Genomic DNA, 11,457 nt, shown 5'->3' with positions numbered 1-11,457 from the left:
CGGGCCGCGTCCGCCAGGGAGAGGACCCCGGCGACGTGGGCGGCCGCGATCTCACCGATCGAATGACCCGCGACGAAGTCCGGACGCAGACCGAACGACTCCGCCAGCCGGTACAGCGCCACCTCGACGGCGAACAGCGCCGGCTGGGTGACCTCCGTGCGGTGGACCTCCTCGCCACCCCCGAACACCAGCTCCTTCAGCGGCAGGTCGAACCGTCCGCACACCTCGTCGAACGCGGCCGCGAACACCGGCTGCGCCTCGTACAGCTCACGCCCCATCCCCGGACGCTGCGCACCCTGACCCGAGAACAGGAAGGCGGACTTCCCGGGCTGGACGGGAGCCTTGGCGGCCCCGGCCAGGGCGTCGAGTCCGGCCAGCAGCCCGTCCAGGCCGGTGGCGGTGACCGCGCCCCGGTGTTCGAGCGCGGAGCGGGTGGTGGCGAGGGCCCGCGCGACGGCGCGCGGGTCCAGGCCGGTGTGGGTACGGGCGTACGCGGCGAGCCGTGCGGCCTGGGCGCGCAGGGCTTCGGGGCCGCGGCCGGAGACGGTCCAGGTGACCGGGCCGCCGTCCGTGTCGGGGGCGGCGGGGGCGGGCGCCTGCTCGGGCGCCTGTTCCAGGACGACGTGGGCGTTGGTGCCGCTGGCGCCGAAGGAGGAGACGCCCGCGCGGCGCGGCCGGCCGGTCTGCGGCCAGTCGACGGACTCCGTCAGGAGCTCCACGGCGCCCGCCGACCAGTCCACGTGGGCCGACGGCTCGTCGACGTGCAGGGTCTTGGGCAGGACGCCCTCGCGCAGGGCCATGACCATCTTGATGACGCCGGCGACTCCGGCGGCGGCCTGCGCGTGCCCGATGTTGGACTTGACGGAGCCGAGCAGCAGGGGCCGGTCCGCGGGCCGGTCCCGGCCGTAGGTGGCCAGCAGGGCCTGTGCCTCGATGGGGTCGCCGAGGGTGGTCCCGGTGCCGTGGGCCTCGACCGCGTCGACGTCGTGGGTGGTCAGCCGGGCGTTGGCGAGGGCCTGTTCGATGACGCGCTGCTGCGAGGGGCCGTTGGGGGCGGTCAGGCCGTTGCTGGCACCGTCCTGGTTGACGGCGGAGCCGCGCAGGACGGCGAGGACCCGGTGGCCGTTGGCGCGGGCGTCGGAGAGCTTCTCCAGGAGGAGCACGCCGGCGCCCTCGGACCAGCCGGCGCCGTCGGCGGCGGCGGAGAAGGACTTGCAGCGGCCGTCGGCCGACAGTCCGCGCTGCTTGCTGAACTCGACGAAGACGCTGGGGGTGGCCATGACGGTGACACCGCCGGCCAGGGCCATCGTGCACTCGCCGGCCCGCAGCGCCTGGGCGGCGAGGTGCAGGGCGACGAGGGAGGAGGAGCAGGCGGTGTCGACGGTGACGGCCGGGCCCTCCAGCCCGAAGGCGTAGGAGAGGCGGCCGGAGACGACGCTGCCGGAGGTGCCGGTGAGCAGGTAGCCCTCGGCGCTGTCGGCGGCCCGCTCCACGTGGTCGGCGTAGTCGTGGTACATGACTCCGGCGAAGACGCCGGTCCGCGTGCCCTTGCGGTCCGAGGGGTCGAGGCCGGCGCGTTCGAAGGCCTCCCAGGAGGCTTCGAGGAGGAGCCGCTGCTGCGGGTCCATGGTGACGGCCTCGCGCGGGGAGATCCCGAAGAGTTCGGGGTCGAAGTCGGCGGCGTCGTAGAGGAATCCGCCGTTGCGCGTGTACGAGGTGCCCGGCCGGCGCCCCTCGGGGTCGTAGAGGGCGTCCAGGTCCCAGCCGCGGTCGGTGGGGAACCCGCCGACGGCGTCGCGGCCCTCGGCGACCAGCCGCCACAGGTCCTCGGGCGAACCGACCCCGCCGGGGTAGCGGCAGGCCATGCCGACGATCGCGATCGGCTCGTCGGGGGCGTGGGCGGGCGCCGGGGCGGGCGTGGCGGTGCCGGCGGCGGCCGGGGTGAGGAAGCCGGAGAGCACGTGGCGGGCCAGGGCGGCCGGCGTGGGGTGGTCGAAGATGAGCGTGGCGGGCAGCTTCAGGCCGGTGGCGGCGTTCAGCCGGTTGCGCAGCTCGACGGCGGTCAGGGAGTCGAAGCCGAGCTCCTTGAACGCCATGTCGGGGCGGATCGCCGACGGGTCGGCGTGGCCGAGGACGGCCGCCACCTGCCCGCTGACGAGGCCGAGGAGTTCGCGCTCGCGCTCGCCCTCGCCGAGGGCGGCGAGGCGGCGGGCGAGGGTGGAGGCCTCGGCCTCGGTGCCCGCGTCGACGGCGCGCCGGGCGGGGGTGCGGACCAGGGAGCGCAGCAGCGGGGGCAGGAGCCCGGCGGCGGCGCGGGTGCGCAGGGTCGCCGCGTCCAGGCGTACGGGGACCAGGACGGGTTCGGCGTCGGCGGCGCCCGCACCGGTGGCCGCGTCGAGGGCGGCGAGGCCCTGGGCGGCGGTGAGGGGGAGGATGCCGGCGCGGGAGGCCCAGCCGAGGTCCCCGTCGGTGAGGTGGCCGGTGAGGCCGCTGGTCTCCCACAGGCCCCAGGCGAGGGAGCGGGCGGGCAGGCCCCGGTCCCGGCGGTGGGCGGCGAGGGCGTCCATGAAGGCGTTGGCGGCGGCGTAGTTGGCCTGGCCGGGGTTGCCGAGGACGCCGGCGGCGGAGGAGAAGAGGACGAAGGCGGTGAGGTCGAGGTCGCGGGTCAGCTCGTGGAGGTTCCACGCCGCGTCCGCCTTGGGACGCATCACCGCGTCGAGGCGCTCGTCCGTCAGCGAGGCGACCAGACCGTCGTCCAGGACACCGGCCGCGTGCACCACACCGGTCAGCGGACGGTCGGCCGGAACGGCCGACAGCACCGAAGCCAGCGCGTCACGGTCCGCCGCGTCACACGCCACGACCTGCGCCGAACCACCCAACTCCGCGATCTGCGCCACGAGTTCCAGCGCACCCGGAGCATCCGGACCACGACGGCCCGTCAGCAGCAGGTGCCGCACCCCGTGCTCGCTGACCAGGTGCCGCGCCACCAGCGCGCCCAGCGCACCCGTACCCCCGGTCACCAGCACCGTCCCCTCCGGGTTCCAGGGGGTGTCCCCGGCGGGTGCGGGGTCGGCGCGGACCAGGCGGGGGGCGCGGGCGGTGCCCGTACGAAGGGCGAGCTGGGGTTCGCCGGTGGCGACGGCACGCTCCAGTGCGGCCCGGGAGGCGTCGGTGCCGTCGAGGTCGACGAGCTGTACGCGGTCGGGGTGTTCGGACTGCGCCGAGCGGACGAGGCCCCACAGCGGGGCGAGGACGAGGTCGGGCGCGGGGTCGCCGGAGCCGGTGCGGACCGCGCCGGTGGTGGTGACGACCAGGCGCAGGGCGGCCAGGCGTTCGTCGGCGATCCAGTCGCGGAGCGTGACGAGGAGCGCGGCGGTGGCGGCGCGGGCCGCGCGGGCCGGGTCCTGACCGGAGCCGGTGGCGTCGGTCGCCGGGTGGGTGAGGAGGACGTGGGTGGGGGCTGCGGTTCCGGCGTCGAGGGCGGCGGTCAGCGCGGCGAGGTCGGGGAAGCCGGCGCCGCCGAGTTCGGTCCAGGTCCCGGCGGGCGCGTCGGCGGGCGTCGGGACCTCGTTCCACGCGACGCGGTGCAGGGTGTCCGCGCGGGCGCCCCGGAGCCGGTCGGGGGTGACGGACAGCAGGCCGAGGGCGTCCACGGTGGCGACGGGCCGGCCTTCGGGGTCGGCGAGGTCCACGGCGAGTTCGCCGTCGGCGGCCGGGGTGATGCGCACGCGCAGGGCGGCGGCGCCGGTGGCGTGCAGGCTCACTCCGCTCCAGGTGAAGGGCAGCCGGACGCCGTCGAAGCCGGTGTCGGCGCCGAGGAGCGTGGCGTGGAGGGCGGCGTCGAGGAGGGCGGGGTGCAGGCCGAAGCCGGCCGCCTCCTCGCGCCGCGCGGCATCGAGCGCCACCTCCGCGTACACCGACCCGCCGACGCGCCAGGCGGCCTTGAGGCCCTGGAACGCGGGCCCGTACGCGTAACCGGCCTCGGCCGTCCGCTCGTAGAAGCCCTCGATGTCGACGGGCTCCGCGCCGGCCGGCGGCCAGACGCTGAGGTCCGCACCGGCGCCGGGAGCGGTGGTGGCGGGGGCGACGAGGCCGGTGGCGTGCCGGGTCCAGGGCGCGTCCCCGGCGGAGTCCTCGGGCCGCGCGTGGACGGCCACCGGGCGGCTGCCGTCGGCGGCGGGTTCGCCGACGACGAGCTGGAGCTGGACGGCGCCGGTCGCGGGCAGCGTCAGCGGGGTTTCCAGGGTCAGCTCGCGCAGCCGGCCGCAGCCGGCCTCGTCGCCCGCGCGGACGGCCAGTTCGACGAAGGCGGTGCCCGGGAGGAGGACGGTGTCGCCGACGGCGTGGTCGGCGAGCCAGGGGTGGCTCTGGAGGGAGATCCGGCCGGTCAGCAGGAACCGGTCGCCGTCGGCGGCGCGTACGCGGGCGCCCAGCAGCGGGTGTCCGGCCTCGGCCAGGCCCGCGGCGGACACGTCGGCGGCGCCGTTGGCCGCCCCGGCCCAATAGCGGCCGCGCTGGAAGGCGTAGGTGGGCAGGTCGGCCGTGCGGGGGGCGTGTCCGGCGAGCACGGCGTGCCAGTCCGGGGAGGCGCCGCGGGTCCAGGCCTCGGCGAGGGAGGTGAGGAACCGCTGCGGGCCGCCCTCGTCGCGGCGCAGGGAGCCGAGGGCGACGGCCGGCAGGCCGGCGGCGTCGATGGTCTCCTGGACGCCGACGGTGAGCACCGGGTGGGCGCTGGCTTCGATGAAGAAGCCGTGGCCGCGTTCGAGGAGGGCGCGGATGCCGTCCTCGAAGCGGACGGTGTGGCGGAGGTTGGTGTACCAGTACTCGGCGTCGAGTTCGGTGCCGTCGACGGGCCGTCCGGTGACCGTGGACAGGAAGGGGACGCGGGCCTTGCGCGGGGTGATGCCGGCGAGGGCGCCGATGACGGCGTCGCGGATCTCCTCGACCTGCGGGCCGTGGGAGGCGTAGTCGACGTTGACGCGGCGGGCGCGGACCCCGTCCGTCTCGCAGGCGGCGAGGAGTTCGTCGAGGGCCTGCGGGGTGCCGGAGACGACGGTGGAGCGGGGGCCGTTGACGGCGGCGACGGCCAGCCGGTCGCCCCAGGGCGCGATGCGGGTGCGGACGGCGTCGGCGGTGTCGGCGACGGACAYCATGCCGCCCTTGCCGGCCAGGGCGASGAKGGCCYKSGCGCGCAGCGCGGACACCTTCGCSGCGTCCTGGAGCGAGAGGGCGCCGCAGACGGCGGCGGCGGCGATCTCGCCCTGGGAGTGGCCGACGACGGCGGCGGGCTCGATGCCGCAGGCGCGCCACAGCTCGGCGAGGGAGACCATGACGGCCCACAGGACGGGCTGGACGACGTCGACGCGGTCGAAACCGGGGGCGCCGTCCTGCTGCCGCAGGACGTCGAGGAGCGACCAGTCGGTGTACGGGGCGAGGGCTTCGGCGCAGGCGTCGAGGCGGGCGGCGAACGCCGGGGACGAGGCGTACAGTTCGACGGCCATGCCGACCCACTGGGAGCCCTGGCCGGGGAAGACGAAGGCGGTCTTGCCCTCGATGTCGGCGGTGCCCTCGACGAGCCGGGCGGCGCTCTCCCCGGCGGCGAGGCGGGCGAGTGCCTCGGTACGGGTGTCGGTACGGGCCTCGGTACGGGCCTCGGTACGAGCGTCGGTACGGGCGTCCGGGCCGGCGTCGGGAGCGGTGTCCGGGCCCGCGGGAGCGGTGTCCGGGCCCGCGGGAGCGGTGTCCGGGCCGGTGGGGTCCGTGTCCGGGCCGGCGACGACGACCGCGCGGTGGGCCAGCGCGGAGCGGGTGACGGCGAGCGAGAGGGCGGTGTCGGCGGGGCGCGGGGCGTCCGCGCCGGCGGCGAAGGCGTGCAGCCGGCCCGCCTGGCCGCGCAGGGCGGCCGCGCTGTGGCCGGAGAGCGGCCAGGGCGTGGGGGCCGCGGCCGTGAAGGGGGCGGGGCCGGCCGCCGGGGCGGGGGCCGCCTCCGGCGCGGGGGTGGCCTGTTCCAGGATCAGGTGGGCGTTGGTGCCGCTGATGCCGAAGGCGGAGACGGCGGCCCGGCGGGGCCGCTCGTGGTCGGGCCACGTCCGGGCGTCGGTCAGGAGTTCGACGGCGCCGGCCGACCAGTCGACGTACGGGGTGGGCTCGTCGACGTGGAGGGTCTTGGGGAGCACGCCGTTGCGGATCGCCATCGTCATCTTGATGACGCCGGCGATGCCGGCCGCCGCGGCGGTGTGCCCGATGTTGGTCTTCAGCGAGCCCAGCCAGAGCGGGGCGTCCTGCGGCCGGTCCTGGCCGTAGGTGGCGATGACGGCCTGTGCCTCGATCGGGTCGCCGAGGGTGGTGCCGGTGCCGTGCGCCTCCACGACGTCGACGTCCCGCCCGCGCAGCCGGGCGTTGGCCAGGGCCTGGCGGATGACGCGCTGCTGGGAGGGGCCGTTGGGGGCGGCGAGGCCGTTGGAGGCGCCGTCCTGGTTGGTGGCGGAGCCGCGGATGACGGCGAGGACCTGGTGGCCGTTGCGACGGGCGTCGGAGAGCCGTTCGAGGACGATCACGCCGACGCCCTCGCCCCAGCCGGTGCCGTCGGCGGCGGCGGCGAACGCCTTGCAGCGGCCGTCCTCGGACAGTCCGCGCTGGCGGCTGAACTCGACGAACAGGCCGGGGACGGACATGACGCTGACACCGCCGGCGAGCGCCATCGAGCACTCTCCGCCCCGCAGCGCCTGGGCGGCCAGGTGCAGGGCGACCAGGGAGGAGGAGCAGGCCGTGTCGACGGTGACGGCCGGGCCCTCGAAGCCGTAGTGGTAGGCGAGGCGCCCGGAGACGACGCTGCCGGAGGTGCCGGTGAGGGTGTAGCCCTCGGCACCGCCCTGGGTGTTGTGGCCGCCGACGATGTAGGCGGGGGTCGCGGCGCCGACGTAGACGCCGGTCTGGGTGCCCTTCAGCGTGCCGGGGTCGAGCCCGGCCCGTTCGAGGGCCTCCCAGGAGGTCTCCAGCAGGACCCGCTGCTGCGGGTCCATGGCCAGTGCCTCGCGCGGGGAGATGCCGAACAGGCCGGGGTCGAACTCCGGCGCGTCGTGCAGGAACCCGCCGGAGCGGGTGTACGTCGTCCCGGGGTGGTCCGGGTCCGGGTGGTAGAGGGTGTCCAGGTCCCAGCCGCGGTCGGCCGGGAAGGCGGATATCGCGTCGCGTCCCTCCGCGACCAGCCGCCACAGGTCCTCGGGGGAGCGGACCCCTCCCGGGTAGCGGCAGGCCATGCCCACCAGGGCGATGGGCTCGCTGCCCCGGCTCTCGGCATCGCTCAGCCGCTGCCGGGTCTCGTGGAGCTCGGCGGCCACTCGCTTGAGGGACTCGACCAGCTTGTCCTCGTTCGCCATCGCGGCGTGTCCTTCCCTGTTCTCGCGGTCGCCGGGGATCAGGAGACCCCGAGCTCGTTCTGGATGAAGTCGAGTACCTCGTCGGCCGAGGCCGACGAGAGCCGGTCCGCCACGTCCTCCCCGCCGGCGGGGGCCGTCGGCGCGGAGGCGGCGGCCGCCGCCTTCCAGCGCTGGAGGAGTTCCTCGATGCGGCCCGTCACCTCGTCGTGTCCGGGTGCGTCCGGGTCGGCGGCGAGCACGGCCACTTCGAAGCGGCCGAGTTCGGCGAGGAGGTCGGCCCCGGGGGCTGCGGCCTCCGCGGGCACCAGCTCGTTCAGCAGGTGCTTGGCGAGCGTGCTGGCCGTCGGGTAGTCGAAGATCAGCGTGGGGGGCAGCCGCAGGCCGGTCGCCGCTCCCAGCCGGTTGCGGAACTCGACGGCGGTCAGCGAGTCGAAGCCGAGTTCCTTGAAGGTGCGGTCCGCGCCGACGGCGCCGGGCGCCCCGTGTCCGAGGACGGTGGCGACGTTGGTCCGCACCAGCTCCAGCAGGAGGTGCTCCCGCTCGGATTCCGGCTGGGCGGCGAGCCGCCGGGCCAGGGGTTCGGCGCCCTCCGCGGCGGCGGCCGGTCCCGCGACCCGGCGGGCCGGGGCCCGTACGAGGCCCTTGAGCAGGTCGGGCAGGGAGCCGTCGCGGGCCTGGCCGCGCAGGCCGGCCAGGTCCAGCCGGACGGGGGCGAGGAGCGCCTCGTCCTGGACGAGGGAGTCGTCGAGGAGGGCCAGACCCTGCTCGTTGGTCATGGGCAGGAATCCGGACCGGCCCAGGCGGGCCAGGTCGGTGGTGTCGAGTCCGGCGGTCATGCCGCTGGACTCGGCCCAGTGGCCCCAGGCGAGGGAGACGCCCGGCCGGCCGTGGGCCCGCCGGTGCTGGGCGAGGGCGTCCAGGAAGGAGTTGCCCGCCGCGTAGTTGGCCTGGCCCGCGTTGCCCAGGACACCGGCCGCCGACGAGTAGAGGACGAAGGCGGTCAGGTCCAGGTCGCGGGTGAGCTCGTGCAGGTTGACGGCGGCGTCGGCCTTGGGCCGCAGGACGGCTGCCAGCCGCTGCGGGGTCAGCGCGTCCAGGACCCCGTCGTCGACGACCCCGGCGGTGTGGACGACCGCGCGCAGCGGCCGGTCGGCGGGGATCGCGGCGAGGAGTCCGGCGAGCGCGTCGCGATCGGCGGCGTCACACGCCACGACCTCGGCCGAACCACCCAGCTCCGCTATCTCCGCCACCAGTTCGGCCGCCCCCGGGGCCTGCGGGCCGCGCCGGCCCGTCAGCAGCAGGTGCCGTACGCCGTGCTCGGTGACCAGGTGCCTGGCGACGAGCGCCCCCAGGGTGCCCGTACCGCCCGTGATCAGGACCGTCCCGTCCGGGTCCCAGCCCTGCGGGACCGTCAGGACGATCTTGCCGGTGTGCCGGGCCTGGCTCATGAACCGGAACGCCTCCGGCGACCGCCGGACGTCCCACGTGCGCACCGGCAGGGGCCGCAGCACCCCCGCCTCGAAGAGCCGGGCGAGTTCGGTGAGCATCTCGCCGATGCGCTCCGGGCCGGCCTCCATCAGGTCGAAGGCCTGGTAGCGCACGCCCGGGTGGGCGCGGGCCACCTCCTGCGGATCGCGGATGTCGGTCTTGCCCATCTCGATGAACCGGCCGCCGCGCGGCAGCAGCCGCAGCGACGCGTCGACCAGTTCCCCGGCCAGGCAGTCCAGGACCACGTCCATGCCGCGGCCGCCGGTGGCGTGCGTGAACCGCTGCTCGAAGGAGGTCGAGCGGGAGGAACCGTAATGGGCGCCCTCCAGCCTGACCTGGCGGCGCAGTACGTCCCACTTGGCCTCGCTGGCCGTGCCGAACACCTCGGCGCCGAGGTGGCGGGCGAGCTGGACGGCGGCCATGCCGACGCCGCCGGCCGCCGAGTGAACGAGGATCCGTTCCCCGGCCTTCAGCCCGGCCAGGTCGACGAGCCCGTAGTAGGCGGTCAGGAACACCGCGGGCACGGAGGCGGCCTGCTCGAAGGACCAGCCCGCGGGCATCCGCGCCACGGTGCGCGCGTCGGCGACGGCGACCTCGCCGAAGGCGTGCGGGACCATGCCCATCACCCGGTCGCCGGGGGCGAGGTGGGTGACTCCGGAGCCGGTCTCGATGACGACGCCGGAGGCCTCGCTGCCCAGGACGATCTTGTCCGGGTACATGCCGAGTGCCATCAGGACGTCACGGAAGTTCAGGCCGGCGGCCCGGACCGCGATCCGCACCTGCCCGGCGGCGAGCGGCTCGGCCGCCTCCGGGAACGGGACCAGGGCCAGGCTCTCCAGGGTGCCGCCGCCGGTGGTGTCGAGCCTCCAGTGCGGGACGTCGCGCGGCGGGGCGAGCAGGGCCGCCGCGTCGGCTCGGGCCAGGCGCGGGACGAGGAACTCGCCGTCGCGGACGGCGATCTGGCTCTCGCCGGTGGCGACGGCCGGGATCACCGGGGCCTCCTCGACGGAGGTGTCCGTGTCGATCAGCACGAGCCGGCCGGGGTTCTCCGCCTGTGCGGAGCGCACCAGGCCCCACAGCCCGGCGTGGGTCAGGTCGGTCACGTCCTCGCCGGGGCGGGCCGCGACCGCGCCGCGCGTCGCCACGACCAGGCGGGACGCACCGAACGCGGGCTCGGCGAACCAGCGCTGGAGCGTGCGCAGCAGGCTCGCGGTGGCCTCCCGTACCCCGTCCGCCCGTACGGCGGTACGCGTCCGGGGGACCGGCAGCAGCACCGCGTCGGGGGCGGGGGCGCCGCCCGCCACGGCGGCGGCCAGCGCGTCGAGGTCCCGGTGGGCCGGCATGCCCTCGTCGTCCGGGTCGGCGGGCGCGCCGAGCACCACCCAGTTCAGCTGCGGCGCGTCGGCGGCGGTGGCCGTGGTCCAGTCGACCCGGTACAGGGCGTCCTGGTCGGCCGTCCGCGCCCGGTGCAGCTGGTCGTGGGAGACGGGCAGCAGGGTGAGGGAGTCGATGGTCGCGACCGGCAGTCCGGCCGGGTCCACGACGGTGACCGCCACGGCGTCGGCGCCGGCGGGCACCAGCCGCACCCGTACGGAGGAGGCGCCCTCGGCGTGCACGGTGACCCCGCTCCAGGCGAAGGGCAGCCGCAGGCCGGTGTCGGCGCCGGACGCGACGTCGAGCAGCATGCCGTGCAGGGAGGCGTCGAGCAGGGCCGGGTGCAGGCCGAAGCCGGCGGCCTCCTCCTGCCGGGCCGGGTCGAGGACGACCTCGGCGTAGACCTCCTCGCCCGACCGCCAGGCGGCCTTGAGGCCCTGGAACGCGGGCCCGTAGGCGTATCCGGCCTCGGCGAGGCCCTCGTAGAACCCGCCCAGGTCCACAGGACGGGCCCCGGCGGGCGGCCAGACGGCGAACTCCGCACCGCTCGGCGCGGGCGCGGCGGCGGTGAGGGTGCCGGTGGCGTGCCGGGTCCACGGCAGGGCCGCTTCGGCGCCCTCGGGCCGCGAGTGGATCACGACGCTGCGGGAGCCGGACTCCTCGTCCGGGGAGCCCACGGCGACCTGGAGGCGGGCCGCGCCGCGCTCGGGGAGCGCGAGCGGGGCTTCCAGGGTCAGTTCCTCCAGGGTGCCGCAGCCCACCTCGTCGCCCGCGCGCAGGGCGAGTTCGACGAAGGCGGTGCCGGGGAGCAGGACCGTGCCGGCCACGGCGTGGTCGGCGGCCCAGGGCAGGGTGTCGGCGGACAGCCGGCCCGTGAGGACCAGCCCGTCCCCGTCGGCCAGGTCGACCGAGGCCCCGAGCAGCGGGTGGGCGGCGGAGGCGAGGCCGAGTCCGGCCGCCTCCCCGTGGGAGGTGCGGGAGGGGGCGAGCCAGAACCGCTGGTGTTCGAAGGCGTACGTGGGGAGGTCCACCCGGCGGGCCGGGCGGTCGGCTAGGAGGGGGCTCCAGTCGACGGGCAGGCCGCGGGTCCAGGCCTCGGCGAGGGCGCCGAGGAAGGCCTCCGGCTCGGGACGGTCCTTGCGCAGCACCGGGGTCAGCAGCCCGGAGAAGGCTTCCGGCAGGCTCTCCCCCGCCATCGCGGCGAGGACACCCTGCG

General features: G+C 76.5%; 2 protein-coding genes. Both read right to left on the bottom strand.

Translation table 11 applies throughout. The features are described from left to right. Positions 1–7,379, bottom strand: a 7,379-nt coding sequence (locus tag AB4039_RS39390) for a type I polyketide synthase (protein ID WP_442273029.1), incomplete at its 3' end; no start/stop codon positions are given. 38 nt (positions 7,380–7,417) lie between these two features. Further along, positions 7,418–11,457: SDR family NAD(P)-dependent oxidoreductase (locus AB4039_RS39385; RefSeq protein WP_442273028.1), on the bottom strand; the 4,040-nt coding region annotated here is incomplete at its 5' end.

The organism is Streptomyces sp. M-16, from assembly GCF_052114405.1.
In the GTDB taxonomy this organism is placed as follows: Bacteria; Actinomycetota; Actinomycetes; order Streptomycetales; family Streptomycetaceae; genus Streptomyces.
This window is presented reverse-complemented; position numbering and strand designations above follow the sequence as displayed.